20 protein-coding genes are annotated in these 22,424 nt (G+C 73.8%); 5 read left to right on the forward strand and 15 right to left on the reverse strand.

Annotated elements, in window-relative coordinates:
- Positions 1-119 precede the first annotated feature (119 nt).
- The 7 genes from pheT to infC form a co-directional block, all read right to left on the reverse strand.
- Entirely contained in the window at positions 120-2,642 is a 2,523-nt protein-coding gene (gene pheT / locus PV343_RS29485; RefSeq protein WP_319150057.1) for a phenylalanine--tRNA ligase subunit beta, read from the reverse strand.
- Positions 2,642-3,763 carry a phenylalanine--tRNA ligase subunit alpha gene (gene pheS, locus PV343_RS29490; protein WP_319150058.1) on the reverse strand — a complete coding sequence of 374 codons (1,122 nt, stop codon included), beginning with the start codon at positions 3,761-3,763 and terminating at the stop codon, positions 2,642-2,644. The genes pheT and pheS overlap by 1 nt, the downstream gene beginning before the upstream one ends.
- Positions 3,764-3,913: 150 nt before the next feature.
- A complete protein-coding gene (locus PV343_RS29495; protein ID WP_319150059.1) occupies positions 3,914-5,047 on the reverse strand; it encodes an ATP-binding protein in 1,134 nt (377 codons plus the stop codon).
- 50 nt (positions 5,048-5,097) lie between these two features.
- Positions 5,098-5,955 carry a TrmH family RNA methyltransferase gene (locus PV343_RS29500; protein WP_319150115.1) on the reverse strand — a complete coding sequence of 286 codons (858 nt, stop codon included), beginning with the start codon at positions 5,953-5,955 and terminating at the stop codon, positions 5,098-5,100.
- A 128-nt stretch (positions 5,956-6,083) separates the two neighbouring features.
- Entirely contained in the window at positions 6,084-6,467 is a 384-nt protein-coding gene (gene rplT, locus PV343_RS29505; RefSeq protein ID WP_020938960.1) for a 50S ribosomal protein L20, read from the reverse strand.
- Positions 6,468-6,565: 98 nt separating this feature from the next.
- The gene (gene rpmI, locus PV343_RS29510) at positions 6,566-6,760 is read right to left on the reverse strand and encodes a 50S ribosomal protein L35 (RefSeq protein WP_004933563.1); all 195 of its coding nucleotides are present in this window, start codon (positions 6,758-6,760) and stop codon (positions 6,566-6,568) included.
- Positions 6,761-6,873: 113 nt separating this feature from the next.
- Complete coding sequence (infC, locus tag PV343_RS29515; protein WP_319150060.1) at positions 6,874-7,572, reverse strand: translation initiation factor IF-3; 699 nt, start codon at positions 7,570-7,572, stop codon at positions 6,874-6,876.
- Positions 7,573-7,941: 369 nt separating this feature from the next.
- On the opposite strand from infC, the gene PV343_RS29520 reads away from it, so the two are divergent.
- The gene (locus PV343_RS29520) at positions 7,942-8,298 is read left to right on the forward strand and encodes a DUF1844 domain-containing protein (RefSeq protein ID WP_145881329.1); all 357 of its coding nucleotides are present in this window, start codon (positions 7,942-7,944) and stop codon (positions 8,296-8,298) included.
- 1 nt (position 8,299) lies between these two features.
- Here PV343_RS29520 and PV343_RS29525 read toward each other — a convergent pair whose 3' ends face one another.
- Entirely contained in the window at positions 8,300-9,031 is a 732-nt protein-coding gene (locus PV343_RS29525; protein ID WP_319150062.1) for an SseB family protein, read from the reverse strand.
- Positions 9,032-9,215: 184 nt separating this feature from the next.
- On the opposite strand from PV343_RS29525, the gene PV343_RS29530 reads away from it, so the two are divergent.
- Positions 9,216-10,205, forward strand: coding sequence for a serine hydrolase (locus PV343_RS29530; RefSeq protein ID WP_319150063.1), 990 nt, complete (start codon positions 9,216-9,218; stop codon positions 10,203-10,205).
- Positions 10,206-10,279: 74 nt separating this feature from the next.
- Here the strand turns inward: PV343_RS29530 and mycP are convergent, their stop codons facing one another.
- Entirely contained in the window at positions 10,280-11,476 is a 1,197-nt protein-coding gene (gene mycP / locus PV343_RS29535; RefSeq protein ID WP_319150065.1) for a type VII secretion-associated serine protease mycosin, read from the reverse strand.
- A complete protein-coding gene (locus tag PV343_RS29540) occupies positions 11,473-12,294 on the reverse strand; it encodes a hypothetical protein (protein WP_415923522.1) in 822 nt (273 codons plus the stop codon). Before PV343_RS29540 ends, mycP begins: the two co-directional genes overlap by 4 nt.
- Positions 12,295-13,632: 1,338 nt before the next feature.
- On the opposite strand from PV343_RS29540, the gene PV343_RS29545 reads away from it, so the two are divergent.
- On the forward strand, positions 13,633-14,835 hold the full coding sequence (locus PV343_RS29545; RefSeq protein WP_319150068.1) for an amino acid deaminase/aldolase: 1,203 nt from the start codon (positions 13,633-13,635) through the stop codon (positions 14,833-14,835).
- Between the two features lie 48 nt (positions 14,836-14,883).
- Here the strand turns inward: PV343_RS29545 and PV343_RS29550 are convergent, their stop codons facing one another.
- Genes PV343_RS29550 through PV343_RS29565 form a run of 4 tightly spaced genes read right to left on the reverse strand, consistent with a single transcriptional unit; the run spans position 14,884 to position 19,695 of the window.
- Positions 14,884-16,113, reverse strand: coding sequence for a haloacid dehalogenase-like hydrolase (locus tag PV343_RS29550; RefSeq protein ID WP_319150070.1), 1,230 nt, complete (start codon positions 16,111-16,113; stop codon positions 14,884-14,886).
- Positions 16,114-16,139: 26 nt separating this feature from the next.
- The gene (locus PV343_RS29555; RefSeq protein WP_319150072.1) at positions 16,140-16,922 is read right to left on the reverse strand and encodes a 3-oxoacyl-ACP reductase; all 783 of its coding nucleotides are present in this window, start codon (positions 16,920-16,922) and stop codon (positions 16,140-16,142) included.
- Positions 16,919-18,319, reverse strand: a complete 1,401-nt coding sequence (locus tag PV343_RS29560) for an aldehyde dehydrogenase family protein (protein WP_319150073.1) — start codon at positions 18,317-18,319, stop codon at positions 16,919-16,921. Before PV343_RS29560 ends, PV343_RS29555 begins: the two co-directional genes overlap by 4 nt.
- Positions 18,320-18,330: 11 nt before the next feature.
- Positions 18,331-19,695 carry a glutamine synthetase family protein gene (locus tag PV343_RS29565; protein ID WP_319150074.1) on the reverse strand — a complete coding sequence of 455 codons (1,365 nt, stop codon included), beginning with the start codon at positions 19,693-19,695 and terminating at the stop codon, positions 18,331-18,333.
- A 95-nt stretch (positions 19,696-19,790) separates the two neighbouring features.
- Here PV343_RS29565 and PV343_RS29570 point away from each other — a divergent pair, with 95 nt between their 5' ends.
- Positions 19,791-20,543 (forward strand): FadR/GntR family transcriptional regulator, encoded by a 753-nt coding sequence (locus PV343_RS29570; RefSeq protein ID WP_319150075.1) that lies wholly within the window; start codon positions 19,791-19,793, stop codon positions 20,541-20,543.
- 88 nt (positions 20,544-20,631) lie between these two features.
- The gene (locus tag PV343_RS29575; protein WP_319150077.1) at positions 20,632-21,318 is read left to right on the forward strand and encodes a gamma-glutamyl-gamma-aminobutyrate hydrolase family protein; all 687 of its coding nucleotides are present in this window, start codon (positions 20,632-20,634) and stop codon (positions 21,316-21,318) included.
- Between the two features lie 128 nt (positions 21,319-21,446).
- Here the strand turns inward: PV343_RS29575 and PV343_RS29580 are convergent, their stop codons facing one another.
- Positions 21,447-22,376, reverse strand: a complete 930-nt coding sequence (locus PV343_RS29580) for a LysR family transcriptional regulator (protein WP_319150078.1) — start codon at positions 22,374-22,376, stop codon at positions 21,447-21,449.
- Between the last annotated feature and the right edge of the window lie 48 nt (positions 22,377-22,424).

Here is a 22,424-nt window from a genome sequence, read left to right on the forward strand (position 1 = left end):
CGAGTGAGAACGCACCCCCTCCGACCCGCATTTATGCGCCGGGGACGCCGGGGACGCGGCGAAACAGCGCGGCCGGCCGGGGAAGACCCCGGCCGGCCGCGTGCGAAGCCCTGCGGCGGCTAGCCCCGCAGCACCGCCCCGGTCCGCTCGCCCGCCAGGGCGACCGCGGCGTCCCGGGCGGCCGACGCCTCGTCCACGGTCAGCGTCCGGTCCGTGGCCCGGAAGCGGAGCGCGTACGCCAGCGACTTCCTGCCGTCGCCGAGCTGGTCCGCGTTCTCGTACACGTCGAACAGCCGGATGGACTCCAGCAGTTCACCCGCGCCCTCGCGCAGCGCCGCCTCGACCTCGATGGCCGGGACCGGCTTGTCGACCACGAGGGCGACGTCCTGCGTGGCGACCGGGAACGCGGAGATGCCCGGCGCCTGAGGGATGCCGTCGCCGGCGGCCTCCAGCGCGTCCAGGTCGAGCTCCATGGCGCAGGTGCGCTCGGGCAGCCCGAGCGCCTTCACGACGCGCGGGTGCAGCTCGCCCGCGTGGCCCACGACCTGCTCCGTGCCGTCCACGACGACGGCCAGTTCGGCGCAGCGGCCGGGGTGCCACGGGCCGTACCTGCCCTTGCGGACGATCAGGTCCGCGCCGGCCTCACCGGCGACCGCGCGCGCCGCCTCGACGGCGTCGGCCCAGTCGGCCGGGCGGCCCTTGCCCCACCAGCCGGCCTGCTCACGGGCGCCCGCGAGGACGGCGGCCACGAGGCGCGGCTGCTCGGGCAGCGCGGCGTTCAGCCGCGCGATCTCCTCGTCGGTGGGACGCCGGTCGACGGTCAGGTGGACGGCGGCGGGCTGCTCCTCGCGCGGCCGGAAGACCAGACCGGTCTCGAACAGGGCGAGGTCGTGCGAACCGCGGCCGTCGTTGCGCCGCAGGGCGCCCAGCAGGCCCGGGAGCAGCGTCGTGCGGAGCGCGGGCTCCTCGTCGTTGAGCGGGTTGACCAGCCTGACGACACGGCGGGCCGGGTCGTCGGCCTCCAGGCCGAGGTGGTCGAAGACCTGCTCGGAGACGAAGGGGTAGTTCGGCGCCTCGACGTAGCCCGCGCCGGCCAGCGCGCGGCCGACCCGGCGGTGCAGCCGCTGCCGGTGCGTCAGGCCGCGGCCCGCGGGGGGCCTCGGCAGCGTGGAGGGCAGGTTCTCGTAGCCCTCCAGCCGGATGACCTCCTCGGCGAGGTCGTTCGGGTCGGTCAGGTCGGGCCGCCAGGACGGGACGGTGACGACCAGCTGGTCCTGCCCGTAGACGTCGCAGCCCACCTCCTGGAGCCGGCGCACCACCGTCTCGCGGCCGTAGGTGACGCCCGCGACCTTGTCGGGGTGGTCGGCCGGGACGGTGATGGTGTGCGGCGCGGACGGCGCGACGACCTCGGTGACGCCCGCCTCGGCGGTGCCGCCGGCGAGCAGCACCAGCAGGTCCACGGTGCGCTGGGCGGCGGCGGCCGCGGCCTGCGGGTCGACACCGCGCTCGAAGCGGCGGGACGCCTCGGACAGCAGCTTGTGGCGGCGGGCCGTGCGCGCGACGGAGACGGCGTCGAAGTGGGCGGCCTCGATCACGACGTCGGTGGTCGGGGCGGCGCCGTTCCCGGCGTCCGTGTGGTCGGCGATCTCCGTGTTGGCACCGCCCATCACGCCGGCGAGGCCGATGGGGCCGCGGTCGTCGGTGATGACCAGGTCCTCGGCGTGCAGCCTGCGCTCGACGCCGTCGAGGGTGACGAGCTTCTCGCCCTCCTCGGCCCGGCGCACGCCGATGGTGCCCTGGACCAGCGTGCGGTCGTAGGCGTGCAGCGGCTGGCCCAGCTCCATCATCACGTAGTTGGTGACGTCGACGGCGAGCGAGATCGGGCGCATGCCGACCTTCTGCAGCCGGCGCTGGAGCCAGATCGGGGAGCGCGCCTCGGGGCTCAGACCGGTGACGGTGCGGGCGGTGAAGCGGTCGCAGCCGTGCGGGTCGGTGACCTGGACCGGGTAGCCGAACGCGTTCGGGCCCGGTACGTCGATGAGTGCCGGGTCGCGCAGCGGCAGGCCGTAGGCGATGGCGGTCTCGCGGGCGACGCCGCGGATGGACAGGCAGTCGCCGCGGTTGGCGGTGACGGCGATGTCCAGGACCTCGTCGACCAGCTCCAGCAGCTCGATGGCGTCCTTGCCGACCTCGGTCTCCGGCGGCAGCACGATGATGCCGTGGGTACCGTCGTCGCCCATGCCCAGCTCGTCGGTGGAGCAGATCATGCCGTGGGACGTCTTGCCGTAGGTCTTGCGCGCGGCGATGGAGAAGCCGCCGGGCAGCGTGGCGCCCGGGAGGACCACGACGACCTTGTCGCCGACCGCGAAGTTGCGGGCGCCGCAGACGATCTCCTGGGGCTCACCGGTGCCGTTGGCCTGGCCGACGTCGACGGTGCAGAAGCGGATCGGCTTCTTGAAGCCCTCCAGCTCCTCGATGGTCAGCACCTGGCCGACGACCAGCGGGCCCTTGAGGTCGGCGCCGAGCTGCTCGACGGTCTCGACCTCGAGACCGGCCGAGATGAGCTTGGCCTGGACGTCGCGGCCGGTCTCGGTGGCCGGCAGGTCGACGTACTCCCGCAGCCAAGAAAGCGGGACCCGCATCAGATCTCCATCCCGAACGGCCGGGTGAACCGGACGTCACCCTCGACCATGTCTCGCATGTCCTCGACGTTGTGGCGGAACATCAGCATCCGCTCGATGCCGAACCCGAAGGCGAAGCCGCTGTACTTCTCCGGGTCGACGCCGCAGGCGGTGAGCACCCGCGGGTTGACCATGCCGCAGCCGCCCAGCTCGATCCAGCCCTCGCTGGAGCAGGTGCGGCAGGGCCGGTCGGGGTTGCCCACGGACTCGCCCTTGCAGACGTAGCAGAGCATGTCCATCTCGGCGCTCGGCTCGGTGAAGGGGAAGAAGTTCGGCCGCAGCCGGGTCTTCATGCCCTCGCCGAACAGCGACTGGACCATGTGGTCCAGGGTGCCCTTGAGGTCGGCCATGGTCAGGCCCTCGTCCACGGCGAGCAGCTCGACCTGGCGGAAGACGGGCGTGTGCGTGGCGTCCAGCTCGTCGGTGCGGTAGACGACGCCGGGGCAGATCACGTAGACCGGCAGCTCGCGCTCCAGCAGGGAGCGGATCTGGACCGGCGAGGTGTGGGTGCGCAGCACGACACCGGACTCGGTGCCGCCGTCCGGGCCCTGCACGAAGAACGTGTCGGCCTCGCCCCGGGCCGGGTGGTCGGGGCCGATGTTGAGCGCGTCGAAGTTGAACCACTCGGCCTCGACCTGGGGGCCCTCGGCGACCTCGTAGCCCATGGCCACGAAGATGTCCTCGATGCGCTCCGAGAGCGTGGTCAGCGGGTGGCGGGCGCCGGCGCTCACGCGGTCGTACGGCAGCGTGACGTCGACGTCCTCCTCGACGAGCACGCGGGCGTCACGCTCGGCCTCCAGCTCGCCCTGACGAGCGGCGAGGCCCTTGTTCACGGCGCCGCGGGCCATGCCGACGCGCTTGCCCGCGTCGGCCTTGGCGTGCGGCGGCAGGGCGCCGATCTCGCGGTTGGCGAGGGCCAGCGGGGAGGCGGGGCCGGTGTGGGCGACCTTGGCCTCGTGGAGCGCGTCGAGGGAGTCCGCGGCGGCGAAGGCGGCGAGCGCCTCGTCCCGCATGCGCTCGATCTCTTCCGGTTTCAACGCCTCGACCTCGACTGGGTCGTACGACTTATTGGGTGCCGACATCTCTTCCCGTGCTTCCGATTAGCTGGCGGATGGTCCCCGTCACCGACTCCGTGCTGCCTGAGGGCCGTGTGCCGTGTGTCGTGTGTAGGACACAAAGGTGCCAAAGGCCGAGTCTAACGGGGTGGAGACAGGCGAAGAGCCCGTGGGCCGCTAGGCGAGATACGCCGGCGTGCTCACGGGCAACGTAAATCGGAACTCGGCGCCGCCGCCGGTGGCGCGGCCGACCGTGATGACACCGCCGTGGGCTTCGACGATGCCCTTGACGATGTAGAGCCCGAGGCCCGTGCCACCGCGCTTGCTGCCCCGCCAGAAGCGGGTGAAGACGCGGTTCATGGACTCCTCCGGGATGCCTGGCCCCTCGTCGCTCACCGTGACCGACGTGCCGGTTTCCTCGCCCTCGCGCGGGGACGCCGAGGGCGTGACGTCAATGGTGACGGTTCCCTCGCCGTGCCGCACGGCATTTTCCAGCAGGTTGCTCAGCACCTGGTCGACCTTGTCGGGGTCGGCCCACAGGGCGGGCAGCGGCTGCTCGATGCGCAGCAGGAACCGGTCGGCGGGCTGGCCCGAGGCGACGTAGGCGTGGATGTGCCGGCCGACGGCCGCGCCGATGTCGACGGGTTGGCGGCGCACCTCGAGCCGGCCGCTGTCGATCCGGGATATGTCGAGCAGCTCGGCGATCAGCCGGGTGACCCGGTCGGCGTCGGCGTCGACGGTCTCCAGCATCAGCCGCTTCTGGTCGTCGGTGAAGCGTTCCCACTTGGCCAGGAGGGTGGCGGTGAAGCCCTTCACGGAGGTCAGCGGGGAGCGCAGCTCGTGGGCGACGGTGGCGATCAGCTCGGCGTGGCTGCGCTCGGTGCGGCGGCGGGCCTCGGTGTCCCGCAGCGAGACGACGACGCACCGGACGGGTCCGAGGGGTTCGGCGCGCACGTAGCGGGCGGAGACCAGGACCTCGCGGCCGCCGGGCAGCAGCAGGTTGCGCTCGGGCTGGCGGACCCGGATGGCGAGGCCGCCGTAGGGGTCGGTGAGCTGCCACCAGCGGCGGCCCTCCAGGTCCTCGAGCGGCAGCGCCTTCTCCAGCGGGCGGCCGAGGGCCTCGGCGGCGCGGACGGCGGTGACGCGTTCGGCGGCGGCGTTGAAGCGGACGACCCGGCCGTTCTCGTCGGCGACGACGAGGCCGTCGGGCAGCTGGTCGGGGTCGACGCCGGTGTCGTCCCCGCACCGGGGCGCGGGCGCCCGCCGCGCGTCCCGTCCCTCCGGCGCGGTGCTCGTGCCGGCCACACTCATCCCCGTACCCCACCTCTCAGACGGCGCAGGGCCCCGAGTGGGTCACCCTACTAGCTCTCGGTGACGGAGCGGCACCCTCCGGAGGCACGCTGTGCCCGCGCCGACGCGTAGAGACATACGGCCGCGGCGGTGGCGAGGTTCAGACTCTCGGCCCGGCCGTGGATGGGGACGCGGACGACGGCGTCGGTGAGGGCGCGGGTCTCCTCGGGGAGTCCCCAGGCCTCGTTGCCGAACAGCCAGGCGGTCGGACCGCCCATGGTGCCCTTGTCGAGTTCCTGGTCCAGGTCGTGGTCGCCGGCCCCGTCGGCGGCGAGGATCCGCACCCCGGCGTCCCGCAGCCCCCGCACGGCCTGTTCGACAGGCACGCCCACGGCGACCGGGAGGTGGAACAGGGAGCCCACGGAGGCGCGGACGGCCTTGGGGTTGTACAGGTCGACGGAGGCGTCGGTGAGCACCACCGCCTCGGCGCCGGCGGCGTCGGCGCAGCGCAGCACGGTCCCGGCGTTGCCGGGGTCACGGACGTTGGCGAGGACGGCCACGAGCCTGGGCCCGGCGGCGAGCACGTCGGCGAAGGGGGTGTCGAGGAACCGGCAGACACCGACGAGCCCCTGGGGGGTGACGGTGGTGGAGATGTCGGCGATGACCTCTTCGGAGGCGAGGTGCAGACGGGCGCCGGCGTCGCGGGCCGCTCCCACGATGTCGGCGTAGCGGTCGGCGGCCTCGACGGTGGCGAACAGCTCGACGAGGACGGGGACGCCGTCGGTCCGATGCGCGGCCGCTTCCCTGACGGCCTGCGGCCCCTCGGCGAGGAACAGCCGGTCCTTGCCCCGGAAGTTGCGCCGGGCGAGCCGGCGGGCGGCGGAGACGCGTGCGGACCGGGGGGAGATCAGCTCGGGGGCGGGCGGCATCCTCTTCTTCACCTTCGGGAAAGTCTTCTTCTGGTGGCGCCGGCGGGGCGGGCCCCGCAACGACAGGACCCGCAAGCCATACAGCCTGCGGGTCCCTCAGTGAGCGTCAGCTCGAAGCCGGTCCGGCGTCACGCGGCCTTGGGGGCGTTGACGTCCGACGGCAGCGCCTTCTGGGCGACCTCGACGAGCGCGGCGAACGCGTTCGCGTCGTTGACGGCCAGCTCGGCCAGGATCTTGCGGTCGACCTCGACGTTCGCGGCCTTCAGACCCTGGATGAAGCGGTTGTAGGTGATGCCGTTGGCGCGGGCAGCGGCGTTGATGCGCTGGATCCACAGCTGACGGAAGTCGCCCTTGCGCTTCTTGCGGTCGTTGTAGTTGTAGACCAGCGAGTGGGTGACCTGCTCCTTGGCCTTGCGGTACAGGCGCGAGCGCTGACCGCGGTAGCCGGAGGCCGCCTCGAGGATCGCCCGGCGCTTCTTGTGGGCGTTGACTGCCCGCTTGACGCGTGCCACTTGTTAACTCCTTGTAGCGGGGCCGTGGGGGTACTCACACGACCCGGAAACGATTGGGTCCCGGTCCAGACGTACGGCGCTCAGGCGGCGCCGTGACGTCACTTGCCGAGAAGCTTCTTGATCTTCGCGGCGTCGCCCGGGGCCATCTCGGCGTTGCCGGTGAGGCGGCGCGTCACGCGGGACGACTTGTGCTCGAGCAGGTGGCGCTTGCCGGCGCGCTCGCGGAGCACCTTGCCGGAGCCGGTGACCTTGAAGCGCTTGCTGGCACCGCTGTGCGACTTGTTCTTCGGCATAGCGCCGTTCTCTCCTCGTCGGTGGCGCTCTGGTGCCCGGTCGCGAAAACCGGGCACGGTCGAGCGTCGCTCTGTGTTTCGGTTACAAACCTGGGGACGTGAGTCCCCCGGGGTCACGCCTCGGCGTGCTCCTCGGACGGGGCCTCCGCCTCGGACGGGGCCTCCGCCTCGGACAGGCCCTCCGCCTCGGCGGGGTTCTGCGACTTGCCGGGGTTCGCCTTCGCGTCGGCCTTGCGGGCCTCCTGCGCCTGACGGGCCTCGGCCATCGCCTCGGTCTTCTTCTTGTGCGGACCGAGGACCATGATCATGTTCCGGCCGTCCTGCTTCGGGTTCGACTCCACGAAACCGAGGTCCTGGACGTCCTCCGCGAGCCGCTGCAGCAGTCGGTAGCCCAGTTCGGGCCGGGACTGCTCGCGACCACGGAACATGATCGTGATCTTGACCTTGTCGCCCTGCTTGAGGAACCGGACGACGTGACCCTTCTTGGTGTCGTAGTCGTGCGGGTCGATCTTCGGCCGGAGCTTCATCTCCTTGATGACCGTGTGCGCCTGGTTCTTGCGCGCCTCACGAGCCTTCATGGCCGACTCGTACTTGAACTTCCCGTAGTCCATGAGCTTGCAGACGGGCGGACGAGCGGTCGCCGCCACCTCGACGAGGTCGAGGTCGTACTCCTGAGCAAGCTCAAGGGCCTTGGCAAGCGGAACAATCCCGACCTGCTCGCCGCTGGGACCGACAAGTCGCACTTCGGGAACGCGAATCCGGTCGTTGATGCGGGGCTCGGCGCTGATGGATCCTCCTCGGTAGCACCACACGACGGTCTGGCGGACCGCCGAGTAACGTCTTTTCGTTAGACCTAACCGCGCCGAAGCACAAAAAATGCCCCGGACGATCACAGGCGGGGCTCCATGGCAACCGGAGCACCGCCGCGATGACCGCGGGGCGCGCTTTCGGACGGCTCCATCGTCCGTACGGAACGATGGTGGCCGTCTGACCGGATGACCCGCCGTCCCGGAGGACGGTCAGGGTGGGAGAGCGGAGCCTCCACTTGTGGGCCGAGCACATAGGTGTCCGGCCGGTCGACAACCAGGCTACCAGGATCGCCCGACCGGGGCTAATCGGGGCGTGGGCGCTGGGACGGGGCTGATGAGGGGGACCGCCGGCCCTCGCCTATCGTGTGGGGCATGAGTGAGACCCCTCCTGAGAACACCGACTTCGACGCGATGACCCGGGACATCGCCGAGGTCCCCGCCGTCGAGGTGATCGTGACGGTCGCCGTCAACCTGATGAGCGCCGCCGCCGTCAAGCTCGGGCTGAGCGAGGAGGGCGACAAGTACAAGGACCTGGACGAGGCCCGCAAGCTGATCACCGGGCTGGCCGGGCTGCTGGACGCGAGCGCGACCGAGATCAGCTCCTTCCACGCGGCCCCCCTGCGCGACGGCCTGAAGTCGTTGCAGCTGGCGTTCCGCGAGGCGTCGATCGTGCCGGACGAGCCGGGCCAGGGTCCCGGCGAGAAGTACACCGGCCCGGTCTACGGCTAGTTCACCCGCGTACGTACAGGGGCTCGCCCGGAGGCGTGGTCCCGGCCGGCAGGAGTGCCAGGTCGAGACCGCGTACCAGGCGGGCCCTCAGCGTCTCGTCGGCCGACAGCCGCTCGGCGACGGCGCGGGCGGCCTCGGCGGGCGGCGCGGCCGGGTCGAGGACCAGGGCGAGGGTGCCGTCGGCCTGGCCGGGACCGAGGTGCGCGCGCAGCACGGCGGGCACGCCGGCCACGGCGGCGCGGACGGCCTCGACCACGGCCGGGTCGGCGAGCGGGTCGGTGCTGGTCCGGCCCTCGGCCAGGGCGAGCAGCGCCGGGCCGGTCAGCTCGAACGGCACCGGGCCGGCCAGGTCCAGCACGACCGTGTCGGCCTTCTCGTGCGCGGCGGCCTGCAGCGCCTGGTGCAGGGGTACGGCGACGGGCCGGGCCGCCGGGTCCCAGCGGGCCAGGGAGTCGGTGGAGGTGAAGGCCGGCAGGGCGGTGCGGGGGCCGGCCTTCAGCGTCGGCACGGCCATGTCGCTGGTCTTCTCGCGGCGCAGCCCGTTCTCGTCCTCCTCGACCTCGCCGAGCACCGCGACGACGGGCACGAGCAGCCGGGCGCCGCGCAGCGCCTCCAGGACGGGGCCGACGGCCGTGCGGTCCTCGGCCCAGGCGGCGAGAGCGGCGCTCAGCCGGGGGTCGGCGGAGCCGTCGTCGTCGGAGAAGCCGGGGTCGGGAATGTTCTTGTTCGCCACGGTCACCGACCCTATAGGGGGAAGCCGCCCCGCTCGTACGGGGCCGGGGCCGGGGCCGGGACGCGGGGTCTCCGGGGCCCGGGGGCCGGGCCGCCCAGCCGGTGCACAGGAATCCCCGATTCGCTGACCTGGCTCTCATCCGCGTCCCATGTGGCGCACAGGCCCCGCCCCGAGCATCGCGGGCATGGAGTCCCCCAGAGCCCGCCGCGACCGGGCCCGCAGCGCCCGTGACGCCCGCCGTGCCCGCCGTAGCCGCCATCGTCCGTTGCCGCTGATCGCGCTGGCCGTGGTCGCGGTCGCCGGGGCGACGGCGGGCGGGACGGTCTACGTCACGGCACGCGCGCACCCCGGTGCCGGGGCCGTATCGTCGGCGGCGACGCCGTCGGCCTCCTCCTCCCCGGCCACGGCGGGCGAGGAGGCATCGGTGGAACCCGCTACCTCGCCTTCCGCCGTCGTGCGGAAGGCGTCGCTGTCGCGGGCCATGGCGTCGGTGACGGTGCCGTCGGGGGCACGGGTGTCGGCCGCCGTGTTCGACCCGGCCTCCGGTGACAGTGCCGTGTACGGCGGGGACGCCTTCGACACGGCGAGCATCGTCAAGGTCGACGTCCTCGCCGCTCTGCTGCTCCAGGCGCAGGACGCCGGACGGCAGCTGACGGATACCGAGAAGGCGTACGCCACGAAGATGATCGAGAACAGCGACAACGCCTCGGCCACCGCGCTGTGGCACACGATCGGGCGGGGCGAGGGGCTCGACGCGGCGAACCGGCGGTTCGGACTCGGCTCGACCTCCGGTGGCGCCGGTGAGCTGTGGGGGCTGACCCGGACCACCGCCGCGGACCAACTGCGCCTGCTGCGACAGGTGTTCACGACGGATTCCCGGCTGAGCGCGGCCTCGCGGGCGTATGTGCGGGGCCTGATGGAGTCGGTGGAGCCGGACCAGCGGTGGGGGGTCTCCGCCGCGGCCCCCGGGTCGTCCCCGGCCCTGAAGAACGGGTGGCTGCCGCGCAGTACGACGGGGCTGTGGGACGTCAACAGCATCGGCCGGGTGCGCGTGGACGGGGCCGGCTACCTGGTGGCGGTGCTGTCGGAGGGGACCGTCAGCAAGGCGAGGGGAATCTCGCTGGTGGAGGCTGCCGCGAAGGCGGCGGTGTCCGGGTTCGCGGCGGCCTCGTAGGCACGCGGGGGCCTGGCTCGGCGTCCTTCGAGGCGTCGTGCCGCGCCCGGCGTCCTCGTACCGTCGGACCGGGCTCAGCGGGTGGTCCGGCGGCCCCGCCACAGGACGACCGACGCCACCAGCAGGACCGCGCCCGCGCCGCCCGCCAGGGGGCCCGCCCAGTCGGCGGCGGAGCCGGCGGGGCCGGCCGTGTCCGGCCCCGGGCCGAAGTACTTCCCGCTGTACGACGCCGGGTGCAGTCGGCGCGGTTCGAGGCGGGCCGCGGCCTTCAGGGCGGCCGCCGGGTCGATCATCCCGAAGCCGCGGGAGTCGTCGCGGCCGCCGACCGGGGCGTCGCGGGCGGTGTCCTCCAGGAGCTTCTTGATCTGGGCGGGGGTGAGTCGGGGGTGGGCCGCCTTGACGAGGGCGGCCGCGCCGGAGACGAACGCGGAGGCCGCGCTGGTGCCCCAGCCCTCGTAGTACTTGTGGTCGGGGTCGGCGATCACGACGTCCACGCCGGGTGCGCTGACCGCCGCGTACCAGCGGCGGGTGGAGAAGGAGGCCCGGGTGCCGAACTTGTCCACGGCGGTGGCGGCGATGACGCCCGGGTAGGCGGCCGGGTAGGAGACGTGGTCGCCCTTGTCGCCCCCGTTGCCCGAGGAGGCCACGACGACGACCCCCTTCTTCAGGGCGTACTGCACGGCCTCGTCCTCGCTGGGCTCCGGGTGGGCGGAGGCGGAGTCGTCGCCGAGGGAGAGGTTGATGACGTCGGCGCCGTGGTCGGCCGCCCAGCGGATGCCGTCGGCGAGGGCGTTGCCCCGGGTGGTGCGGGCCTTGGTGCGGGCGGAGTCGCCGTCCTCCAGGATGACCCGCACGGGCAGGATCTTCGCCTCGGGCGCGACGCCCACGACACCGTCGGTGCGGCCCGGTCCGTGGCCGTGCCCGGCGATGATGCCGGCCATGGCGGTGCCGTGCCGGGCCCAGGCGCGGTCGCCGGGTCCGGCGCCGAAGCCGATCATGTCCTTGGTGGGCAGCACGTTCCCGGCGAGGTCCGGATGGTCGGCCTCGACGCCGGTGTCCAGGACCGCGACGGTGACGCCCCGGCCCCTGGTGGTGCGCCACGCCTCGTCCAGGTGGAGGGCGGAGAGGCCCCACTGCTGGGCGCGGATGCTGTCGGCGTGGGCCGCGGCGGACGGCAGCACGGCGAGCGAACCGGCGAGCAGTGCGATGAAGGCCGAGGCGGTGGCGCGGCGGCGGCCGCGGGTCGGTCGCGTCGTCGTCGGTCTCGTCATGAGGGCTTCTCCGTGGCCCTGCCTGCTGTCTGGCGCAGCCGCCGCTCGACGCGGTCGGCCAGCCCCTGGGCCTCGTTGCCGAGGCCGGCCTGGGCGGGTGCGGTGGTGGCGCCGGAGTGTACGGCGTCCGCGGCGGGCTGGGGCGAGTCGACGGTGCGGCCGTCGGCCCAGCCGGAGACGGCGTAGGCGACGACAGGGATGTCGGTGAGCACGGAGATGGTCCAGCTCGCGCGCTGTCGGTCGCCGAAGTGCGCGGCCGCGGTGCCCTTGGCGGCGTAGGGCCGGGGCATCAGGTCGGCGCGGCGGTCCAGGTGCTCCTTGCGGAAACGGGTGGCGAGCGCGGACATGGCGGCGGGGTCGCCCTTGGTGAACAGCAGGCCGACGGTGGTGACATAGCTCTGCGTGGCGTCGGTGTAGGTGGCGCGCAGCAGCCGACGGCAGCCGACGGGGGCGACCGCCCTGCGCAGCAGGGGGTCGAAGGCGTCGGCGCAGCCGCTGTCCCGGGCCACGGCGATCCGCGTCCAGGTGCGGTCGGCGCCGCCGGGTCCGGCGCCGGTCCCCTTCACCGTGGGCGGGAACAGTTGGTCCACGGGCACGCTGTGCCAGAGCGTCGCGGCCGCGCTGAACTCGGTTCCCGCCGGTCCGTCGCCGCCGTCACCGGTCAGCCAACTCCCGGTCACCGCACCACCGATGAGGCCGAGCCCGAGGACCAGGCAGGCGGCGGCAGCGGCGGTCCCGGGCCGCATCCGCAGCCCCAGCGGCCGGGCCCGCATCCGCTCGTCGTATCCGTCGTACCCCTCGGGCTCCCCGAAGGACACCACGGGCCGCACGGCGGCACCGGCGCTCCAGGACAGGGCGGGGTCCGGGGAGGCGGTCGGGGGGCTCGCTGGCTGGGCGGGCGCGCCCTGGCTCCGCCCCGCGCGCGCACCGGGCACGGAAGCGGGTGCCTGTACCGCCTGTTCACCCCGCGAGGCAGAGGCGTCGGCAGGGGCCGAGGCGGAATGTGGTGATTGAGCTTGCTGCGGCTGCGGCTGCGGCTGCGGCTGCGGCTGCGGGCGGAACGGCCGGAGCCGGGTCGTCGTCTCCGACAGCGACTCCGGCCCGGCGGACGACGTGGCCGGCCGGTGGGCCGGCCGCGGAGGCGCCGCCGGTGGGCCCTCGGCACGGCCGGCCTCCGAGCCGGGGCGGCGGGCCGGACGCGGGGGCGCCACGGGCGCGGCCTCATTCCCGCCCGGCTGCGGACCTGAACGGTGAGCCGGGCTCGGCGGCACCACCGACGCGGTCTGATCACGGCCCGGCTGAGAGAAAGGACGATGAACCGGGTTCGGCGGCACCACCGACAACGCCTCGCCGCGGTCCGACCGGTCACCAGGAAGGTGTCCGGGACGCGGGGGCATCACCGTCCCGGCCTCGCCGCGCGCCTGCTCGGGTCCGGGGCGGTGGGCCGGGCGTGGAGGTGTACCGACGGCGGTGTCGCGGGGCGCGGTCGGCGGGGCGTCGGGGAAGCGTGCCGAGGCGGGGGGCGGCGGCGGGCTCACGGGATCGGCCGCCTCGGGTACGGCGGACGGCCTGGAGCCCGCGAAGCGGGAGCCGGACGCACCGCTCCCCGGTCCGGCCCCGCGAGTCACGGGCCCCCGTCCACTGGTTCCAGGGCCGGAGGAACCCATCCCGGGCACCCGTTCACCGGGCCCCGCTCCGGAGGAGCCCCGGGTGGGTGGGGTGCGGGGGGCGAAGACGGAGGGCTCGTCGTCGAAGTCGATGGCCGCGGGCGGCGTGTGCTCCGGCGGTTCGGCCGGGGCGTGCGCCGGGGTGCCCGGTGCGGGCGCGTCCGGTCCGGCGCCGGGGCGGCCGGGTACCGGGGCGCGGCGCGCTTCCGTGCTCAATGCACCCCCCGTTTCCTCGTGCCCGGGCCGTTTCCTCGTACGCGGGCCGTTCCTGCAGCGGCCGCGCCCGGGGTGAAGAGTCCGTCCGGGCACGCATACCCGTACGGCTGGACCGGCATCCCGGTTCAGGTGATGCGGCCGGAGGCGTTCCGCCGTACGTGCGCGTCACTCTACGGGTTGTCCGAGACGGAACGAGCACCAGTCCGCACGCCGGGGGCATCTGCCCGGAACGTCCCCCTACCCTGCGGTAATCCTGTCTGGCAGGCTTCCGTCATGACTGCGCGCGCCGCCGACCGGGCCCGTTACGACCGGGCCACCGCCCATCTCGACGCCCCTCTCGCGATCGTGGATCTGGACGCCTTCGACGCCAACGCGGACGATCTCGTCCGCCGCGCCGCGGGCAAGCCCGTCCGGGTCGCCAGCAAGTCGGTCCGCTGCCGGGCCCTGCTGGAACGCGTCCTGTCCAGGGACGGGATCCAGGGCATCATGTCGTTCACCCTCGCCGAGTCGCTCTGGCTCGCGCGCTCCGGGTTCGAGGACGTCCTGCTGGCCTACCCGTCCGCCGACCGGTCCGGTTTCGCGGAGCTGGCCGCCGACCCCAAGCTCGCCGCCGCCGTCACCGTGATGGTCGACGACGTCGCGCACCTCGACCTGATCGACGCGGCCCGCGACGGCGGGCGCGAGGAGGTGCGGGTCTGCCTGGAGCTGGACACCTCGCTGAAGCTGCTGGGCGGCCGGGTGCGGGTCGGGGCGCGCCGCTCGCCGCTGCACTCCCCCGCCCAACTCGCCGAGCTGGCCCGGGCCGTGGCCCGGCGGCCGGGGTTCCGGCTGGTGGGGATCATGGCGTACGAGGGGCATGTCGCGGGGGTCGGCGACGCGGTGGCCGGTCGGCCGCTGCGGTCGCGGGCCGTCCGGCTGATGCAGGCCGCCGCCCGGCGCGAGCTGGCCGAGCGGCGGGCCGCCGTGGTGCGGGCGGTCCGTGCGGTGGCGCCGGACCTGGAGTTCGTCAACGGCGGCGGCACGGGCAGTGTGCAGCACACCGCCGCCGAGGACGCGGTCACGGAGATAGCGGCCGGTTCGGGGCTGTACGTGCCTCGGCTCTTCGACAACTACACGTCCTTCACCGGCCGTCCGGCGGCCCTGTTCGCCCAGCCGGTCGTACGGCGGCCGGGCGTGGGGGTGGTGACCGTGCTGGGCGGCGGCTACCCGGCGTCCGGCGCGGCGGGACCCGACCGGCTGCCGGTGCCCTATCTGCCCGAGGGGCTGAAATACGACCCGCAGGAAGGCCCCGGTGAGGTGCAGACGCCGTTGCTCGGCTCCCCCGCCGACGACCTGCTGATCGGCGACAAGGTGTGGTTCCGGCACGCCAAGGCGGGCGAGCTGTGCGAGCGGTTCGACACGCTGCACCTGATCGAGGGGGACGCGGTGACGGCGACCGTGCCCACCTACCGGGGCGAGGGCCTGACCTTCCTCTGAGTCCTGAGCCCTGGGCCCGGGCCGGAGCCCACGCCCGGACCGCCGGGCTCAGTACACGGTGTCCGTCTGGTCCGGCACCACCGAGCCGTCGGGGCGCAGCAGCGGCCCGGCGGTGCCGTCGGGTGCGGTGCGGGCGGTGGTCGCGCACGGGTACGGCCGCGTCCTGCGCGGCAGCGGGGCGATGAACATCGGCTCGATCAGCCAGCGGCCGTCGGCGTCGTCGTACGCCCGGCACATCAGCTCCGGCTTGTTGCGGTTCAGCACGAGGTGGGCACCGGTGGCGTCGGCGACGAAGGTGACGTCCGTGTCGGCGTCCCCGGCCGCGATCGCCGGCCGGTTCGGCAGGGGCTGCCGCAGCCAGGCCGCGGCTCCCCGGAGGCCGTACACCTCCTGGTTGATCCAGCACCGTTTGCCGTCGATGTAGGGGATGACTTCGCCGCGGGACGCCGGGGCGCCGCCGCAGCCCTCGGTGCGGGTGGTGATGCGGCCCCGGGCGTCGAGGACCGGGCGGATGGCGATGGTGTGCGCGGCGTCGACGCCGACGGCACGGGACCAGACCTCGGTGACGGGTTCGGCGCCCGCCGAGACGACGTAGACCCGGAATCCGGCCCGGTGGAGGGTGCGGATCAGGTCGCGCTGCTGGTCGTAGTAGCGGACGTAGGCGGGGACGGTCCGGGTGCCGAGGGTGCGGGTGGCGCCGACGGGCGCGGCGAGGGCCTCGCGGCGGGCTGCGGTGGCGTAGGAGGCGAGTTCGGCGGGGGTGCGGCCGGCGAAGAGCCGCGGGACCCAGGCGTACTGCGGGACGGTGCGCCGGTGGTTCCAGGACCCGGCGAAGGCGGGTGCGCCGCTCGTGGTGGTGCCGTTCTCGCGGACGCTCATGATCTCGTCGGTGCAGCGGGGTGCGGTGGAGGTGCGCAGGGGTGCGCCCGCGCCGGTGCCGCAGGCCGCCGTGAGGGCCCGGTCGGCGGCATCGGTCAGCCAGGCGCTGGTGTCCTTCCAGCGCGCGGGCCGCGGCAGCCGGTCGTGGCGCAGGGCCCAGGAGAGGGTGGCGTCCGTGACGTCGTTCTTGGTGACCGTGTTGTCCCAGTCGAAGACGGCGACCGCGCCCGTGTGCCCCGAGCAGGTGCCGCGGGCGTCGACGACCCGCTGGAGACGGGCGCGGTGGTCGCCGTGCCACCGGCCGCCGAGCCGGGGGCAGTCGGGGGTGGCCGCCGGTGCGGTGGGCGCGGCCGCCAGGACGGCGGCCGCTGCCAGGATCCACGCGAGATGCTGTCGCATATGACGGGGACCGTACACCTTCGTCCCTACAGGGGGGTGACGTACGCGCCCGAGATGCCGCCGTCGACCAGGAAGTCGGTGGCGTTGACGAAGGAGGAGTCGTCGCTGGCCAGGAAGGCCACGGCGGCGGCGATCTCGTCCGCCTCGGCGAACCGGCCGACCGGGATGTGCACGAGCCGGCGGGCGGCCCGCTCCGGGTCCTTGGCGAACAGCTCGCGCAGCAGCGGGGTGTTGACCGGTCCGGGGCACAGGGCGTTGACCCGGATGCCCTCGCGGGCGAACTGCACGCCCAGTTCGCGGGACATGGCGAGGACCCCGCCCTTGGAGGCGGTGTAGGAGATCTGGGAGGTGGCCGCGCCCATCCGGGCGACGAAGGACGCCGTGTTGATGATGGAGCCCTTGCCCTGGCGGCGCATGTAGGGGATGGCGGCCTTGCAGCACAGGTAGACGGAGGTGAGGTTGACCTCCTGGACGCGCTTCCACGCCTCCAGGCCGGTCTCCAGGATGGAGTCGTCGTCGGGCGGCGAGATGCCGGCGTTGTTGAAGGCGATGTCGACGCTGCCGTAGGTGTCGTACGCCGTCCGGAACAGTGCCTCGACCTGTTCCGGGTCGGTGACGTCGACCTGGACGAAGAGTCCGCCGACCGCGTCGGCGGCGGCCTTCCCGGCGGTGGTGTCGACGTCGGCGCAGACCACGTGGGCGCCCTCGGCGGCCAGGCGGCGTGCGGTGGCGAGGCCGATGCCGCTGCCGGCTCCGGTGACGACGGCGGTACGGCCGGTCAGACGGCGGCAGACGTGGGAGTCGGTCACTGTGCGGGGCCCTCCGTGCTGATGAAGACGTTCTTGGTTCCGGTGAAGGCGGTCAGGGCGTCGGGGCCCAGCTCGCGGCCGAGGCCGGACTGCTTGAAGCCGCCGAACGGGGTCCAGTAGCGGACGCTGGAGTGGGAGTTGACGGACAGGTTGCCGGCGCGGACGGCCTGGGAGACGCGCAGGGCGCGGCCGACGTCCCGGGTCCAGACGGAGCCGGACAGGCCGTAGGGGGTGTCGTTGGCGAGACGGACCGCGTCCGCCTCGTCGGTGAACGGGAGCAGCACGGCGACGGGACCGAAGATCTCCTCGAGGGCCGCCCGGCCGTCGTGCCGCTCCCCCGTCAGGACGGTGGGCGGGAACCAGAAGCCGGGGCCGTCGGGGGCGCTGCCGCGCAGGGCGGGCGCGTCCTCGGGGACGTAGGACCGTACCCGGTCGAGCTGCTGACGGGAGATCAGCGGGCCCATCTGCGTCCTGGCGTCGGCCGGGTCGCCCACGACCACGGCGGCGAGCGCCTCGGCGAGGATGTCGCGGGCCTCCTCGTACACCGTCTCCTGGACCAGGACGCGGGTGCGGGCGCAGCAGTCCTGGCCGGCGTTGTCCAGGAAGGAGAAGGGGTCGAGAGCGGCCCCGAGGTCGGCGTCGGCGAAGACGACATTGGGGCTCTTGCCGCCGAGTTCCAGGGTGACCGGCTTGACCAGGCGGGCGCAGCGCTCCATGATCTCGCGGCCGGTGCGGGTGGAGCCGGTGAACACGATCTTGGCGACGCCCGGGTGGTCGGTCAGGGCGCGGCCCGCGGTACGGCCGTGGCCCGGCAGCACCTGGAAGAGGTGCTCGGGCAGGCCCGCCTCCAGGGCGAGTTCGGCCAGCCGCAGCGCGGTGAGCGGGGTGGTCTCGGCGGGCTTGAGGACGACGGCGTTGCCCGCGGCGAGGGCCGGGAAGGAGCCCCAGGCGGCGATGGGCATGGGGAAGTTCCAGGGGGCGATCACGCCGACGACGCCGAGGGGTTCGTGGAAGGTGACGTCCCAGCCGCCGGGGACCGGGATCTGCCGGCCGAGGAGGCGTTCGGCACCGCCGGCCGCGTACAGCAGCAGGTCGCGGGCGTTGCCGGCCTCCCAGCGCGCGTTGCCGATCGTGTGGCCGGCCTCGCGCACCTCGAGGCCCGCCAGTTCGTCGAGGTGGGCGTCGACGACGTCGGCGTAGCGGCGCAGCAGGCGGGCGCGGTCGGCGGGCCCGAGGGCGGCCCAGGCGGGCTGGGCGCGCGCGGCGCGTGCGACGGCGGCGTCCACGTCGGCCGCGTCGGCCGCGGGGACGGTGGCGACGACCTTCTCGGTGGCGGGGTCGAGGACCGTCAGCTCGTGCGGGTCGGACGGGTCGGGCGCTGCGGATGGTTCGGACACGGGGCGGCCTTTCACAGACGTTCGAAGGAGCGGCGCAGCTCCCAGTCGGTGACCGCGGCGTCGAAGGCCTCCACTTCGACGCGCGCCATGTTGCGGTAGTGCGCGACGACCTCCTCGCCGAAGGCCGCCTTGGCGATCGGGCTGGTCTCCCAGAGTTCGGCGGCCTCACGCAGGGTGGTCGGGACGTGGGCCAGGTCGGCGGCGTAGGCGTTGCCGGTGCAGGGCTCGGGCAGTTCGAGTTTCCGCTCGATGCCGTACAGGCCGGCGGCGACGAGTCCGGCGACGGCGAGGTAGGGGTTGACGTCGCCGCCGGGGAGGCGGTTCTCGAAGCGCAGTGAGCGGCCGTGGCCGACGACGCGCAGGGCGCAGGTGCGGTTGTCGGGGCCCCAGGCGACGGCGGTGGGGGCGAAGGAGCCCGGCTGGAACCGCTTGTAGGAGTTGATGTTGGGGGCGTACAGGAGCGAGAAGTCACGCAGGGCGGCCAGTTGCCCGGCGAGGAAGTGACGCATGACGTCGGACATGCCGCCGTCCCCGTCGCCGGCCATGGCGTTGGCGCCGTCCGCGTCGGTGAGCGAGAGGTGGATGTGGCAGGAGTTGCCCTCGCGCTCGTTGAACTTGGCCATGAAGGTCAGGGAGACGCCCTCCTGCGCGGCGATCTCCTTGGCGCCGGTCTTGTAGAGGGCGTGCTGGTCGCAGGTGACGAGGGCCTCGTCGTAGCGGAAGGCGATCTCGTGCTGGCCGGGGTTGCACTCGCCCTTGGCCGACTCGACGGTGAGTCCGGCGCCGGCCATGTCGTTGCGCAGGCGGCGCAGCAGGGGCTCGATGCGGCCGGTGCCGAGGACGGAGTAGTCGATGTTGTACCGGTTGACCGGGGTCAGGTCCCGGTAGCCGGCGTCCCACGCCTGTTCGTAGCTGTCCTTGAAGACGATGAACTCCAGCTCCGTGCCCACCTGCGCGGTGTAGCCGAGCTCGGCGAGGCGGTCGAGCTGGCGGCGCAGGATCTGGCGCGGGGCGGCGACGACCGGGGAGCCGTCGTGCCAGGCGAGGTCGGCGACGAGCAGGGCGGTGCCGGGGTGCCAGGGGACGCGGCGCAGGGTGGAGACGTCCGGGTGCATGGCGAAGTCGCCGTAGCCGCGGTCCCAGGAGGACATCGCGTAGCCGTCGACGGTGTTCATCTCGGTGTCGACGGCGAGAAGGTAGTTGCAGCCCTCGGTGCCGTGCCCGAGCACCTCGTCGAGGAAGAACCGGGCGGCGAACCGCTTGCCCTGGAGCCGTCCCTGCATGTCGGGGAAGGCCAGGACGACGGTGTCGATCTCACCGCCGGCGACGAGGGCCCGCAGCTCCTCGACGCTCAACGGGGGTGTGCGGTCTGCCACGGCAGAGCCTCCTTCGGCTTCTTCGCGTGTTGCGGCGGGGCCGGGAGCCATAAGGTATGGCCACGAACCATTGCCTGGGAAGGGGGCACGGCCGGATGCCGCGGGAGACGGATGCGCAGGGGGCGCGGGCGCCGGGTGCCGTCGAGCGGCTCGCCCCGGTGCTACGGCCGGTGCGGGCGGGCAACGGCTTCGAGGAGGCCCTGGAGCAGATCCTCCAGGTGGTGCGCCTCGGTCTGGTGCCGGGCGGTGAACGGCTGCCGGCCGAGCGGGAGCTGGCCGAGCGGCTCGGGATCAGCCGGGTGACGCTGCGCGAGGTGCTGAAGGTGCTGCAGGACCAGGGCCTGGTGGAGGCGAGACGCGGACGGTACGGCGGAACGTTCGTGCTGCCCCGCGTGGACGCGGGCGGCGAGGACGAGCTGCGGCGCCGGATCGCCGAGGTCGACATCGAGGACGTGCTGCGCTTCCGTGAGGTGCTGGAGGTCGGGGCGGCCGGGCTGTGCGCGGCGCACGGGCTGACGGCGGAGCGGGGCGCGCGGCTGCGGGCGGCCCTGGAGCGCACCCGCGAGGCGCCGCTCGCGGACTACCGGCGGCTGGACACGCTGCTGCACCTGACGCTGGCCGAGCTGTGCGGCTCGCCGTCGCTCGCCGCCCAGTACGCGGCGGTCCGGGCGACCGTCAACGACCTGCTGGACTGCATCCCGCTGCTGGTGCGCAACCTGGAGCACTCGCAGCGCCAGCACACCGCCCTGGTGGAGGCGGTGCTCGCGGGGGACGCGGACGGCGCGCGGGAGACCATGCGGGAGCACTGCGCGGGGACCGCGGCGCTGCTGCGGGGGTTCCTCGCGTGAGCGGCCCGGCCGGGCGGATGGACGGCAGGGGTGGCCAGAGGTGTGTCGTCGGACCATTGGATTGTTCTTGGATTCCTGGGAGGGCAGCGTGAGCGGACGACCGCTGATCGGTGTGAGCACCTATCTGGAGACCGGCGCGCGCTGGGGCGTGTGGGAGCTGGAGGCGGCGCTGCTGCCGGCCGCGTATCCCCGGCTGGTGCAGCGGGCCGGGGCGCTCGCGGCGATGCTGCCGCCGGACGTGCCGGAGCACGCTGCGGCCGCGGTGGCCCGGCTCGACGGGCTCGTGATCGCCGGCGGACCCGACGTCGACCCCGGGCGGTACGGCGCCGAGCGCTTGCCGCGCACGGGGCCGCCCGCCCCTGAGCGGGACGCCTGGGAGCTGGCGCTGATCGACGCCGCCCTGGCCGCGCGTGTGCCGCTGCTCGGGATCTGCCGCGGCATGCAGCTGCTGAACGTGGCGCTCGGGGGGACGCTGGTGCAGCATCTCGACGGGCACGCCGAGTTGGTCGGTGTGTTCGGCGGGCATCCGGTGAAGCCGGTGCCGGGCACGTCGTACGCCGGGATCGTGCCGGAGGAGTTGATGGTGCCGACGTACCACCATCAGGCGGTGGAGCGGCTCGGTGAACGGCTGGTGCCGTCCGCGTACGCGGCCGACGGGACGGTGGAGGCGGTCGAGCTGCCCGCGGCGGAGGGGTGGGTGCTGGGGGTGCAGTGGCATCCGGAGATGGGGGAGGATCTTCGGGTGGTGCGGGCGTTGGTCGCTGCGGCGGGCTGAGCGGGTCTGGCGCCGTTGAGATCGCGGTGCTGGGTCCGGTGCGGTGCGTTGTGGTTTTTCGCACAGTTCACCGCGACCCTGGAGGGGTCGGCTTCGCCGCGTCGCCCCCTGCCACTCCCCCGTGAGGGTCAGGCTCGGGTCAGAGTGAGGAGTTCTCTGGCCGGGCCTGTGGGGCGGTGGCCTGTGGGCCAGACTGCTCGCAGGTCGCGGCGGAGGGAGACGCCCTCGACCGGGATGCTCACCAGGCGGCGCATCGCCAGTTCCTCGCCGACCGCCAGCTCGCTCAGGACCGAGGGGCCGGCGCCGCTGACCGCGGAGGCCTTCACCGCCGTGGTCGAGGACAGTTCGATCAGCGGGCGGGCCAGGCCGCCCAGGGCGGTGTGCAGGACCTGACGGGTGCCGGAACCGCGCTCGCGCAGGATGAGCGGGGTGGCCGCCAGCTCCTCGGGGGTCAGCGGCCGCCGGCGGCGGGCCCAGGGGTGGCCGGGTGCGGTGACCACGATCAGGCGGTCGCGGGCGATCACCGCGGAGTCCAGGCCGGCCGGGACGGTCACGCCCTCCACGAAGCCCAGGTCCGCCTCGTCGGCGAGCAGGAGTTCGGCGACCTTCGCCGAGTTGCCCGCGAGCAGGGACACCGCGGTGTCGGGCCGCTCGGCGTGCAGGGCGAGGAGCCAGCCGGGGAGCAGGTACTCCGCGATGGTCATGCTGGCCGCGACCCGCAGCCGTGAGTCCCGCCGGTCGCGCAGGGCCCGCGCGCCTGCGTCGAAGGCCGCCGCCGCCTCCACCACCCGGCGGGCCCAGTCCGTCACCAGGGCGCCCGCGTCGGTGAGCCGGGAGCCACGCGGCGAGCGGTCCACCAGGGCGACGCCGAGCTGCCGCTCCATCGAGCGGATGCGGCTGCTCGCGGCCGGCTGGGTGATGCCGACTTCCCGCGCCGCCGCCCCGAGGCTGCCGAGCCGCGCCACGGCCAGCAGCAGTTCCAGCGCGCCGAGGTCCGGCACCCGGTGGGCCAGCGAGCCGGCGGGGCCGCCGTCCACGGTCGCGTACTCGTCACTCATAAGACCAGCTTATGCCCTCATAGACGGGTACTCCCTGGTCAGCGCGGC

The sequence above is a fragment of the Streptomyces sp. WI03-4A genome, assembly GCF_033792105.1.
Lineage (GTDB): Bacteria > Actinomycetota > Actinomycetes > Streptomycetales > Streptomycetaceae > Streptomyces > Streptomyces collinus_A.

What these genes read in the sequence shown, in the direction of transcription:
- mycP (WP_319150065.1), bottom strand. Translation starts at nt 11,476, where the DNA reads ATGACGAGACCGACGACGACGCGACCGACCCGCGGCCGCCGCCGCGCC.
- PV343_RS29520 (WP_145881329.1), top strand. Translation starts at nt 7,942, where the DNA reads ATGAGTGAGACCCCTCCTGAGAACACCGACTTCGACGCGATGACCCGG.
- PV343_RS29500 (WP_319150115.1), bottom strand. Translation starts at nt 5,955, where the DNA reads ATGCCGCCCGCCCCCGAGCTGATCTCCCCCCGGTCCGCACGCGTCTCC.
- rpmI (WP_004933563.1), bottom strand. Translation starts at nt 6,760, where the DNA reads ATGCCGAAGAACAAGTCGCACAGCGGTGCCAGCAAGCGCTTCAAGGTC.
- PV343_RS29550 (WP_319150070.1), bottom strand. Translation starts at nt 16,113, where the DNA reads ATGCGACAGCATCTCGCGTGGATCCTGGCAGCGGCCGCCGTCCTGGCG.
- pheT (WP_319150057.1), bottom strand. Translation starts at nt 2,642, where the DNA reads ATGCGGGTCCCGCTTTCTTGGCTGCGGGAGTACGTCGACCTGCCGGCC.
- PV343_RS29580 (WP_319150078.1), bottom strand. Translation starts at nt 22,376, where the DNA reads ATGAGTGACGAGTACGCGACCGTGGACGGCGGCCCCGCCGGCTCGCTG.
- PV343_RS29570 (WP_319150075.1), top strand. Translation starts at nt 19,791, where the DNA reads ATGCCGCGGGAGACGGATGCGCAGGGGGCGCGGGCGCCGGGTGCCGTC.
- PV343_RS29495 (WP_319150059.1), bottom strand. Translation starts at nt 5,047, where the DNA reads ATGAGTGTGGCCGGCACGAGCACCGCGCCGGAGGGACGGGACGCGCGG.
- pheS (WP_319150058.1), bottom strand. Translation starts at nt 3,763, where the DNA reads ATGTCGGCACCCAATAAGTCGTACGACCCAGTCGAGGTCGAGGCGTTG.
- PV343_RS29545 (WP_319150068.1), top strand. Translation starts at nt 13,633, where the DNA reads ATGACTGCGCGCGCCGCCGACCGGGCCCGTTACGACCGGGCCACCGCC.
- PV343_RS29530 (WP_319150063.1), top strand. Translation starts at nt 9,216, where the DNA reads ATGGAGTCCCCCAGAGCCCGCCGCGACCGGGCCCGCAGCGCCCGTGAC.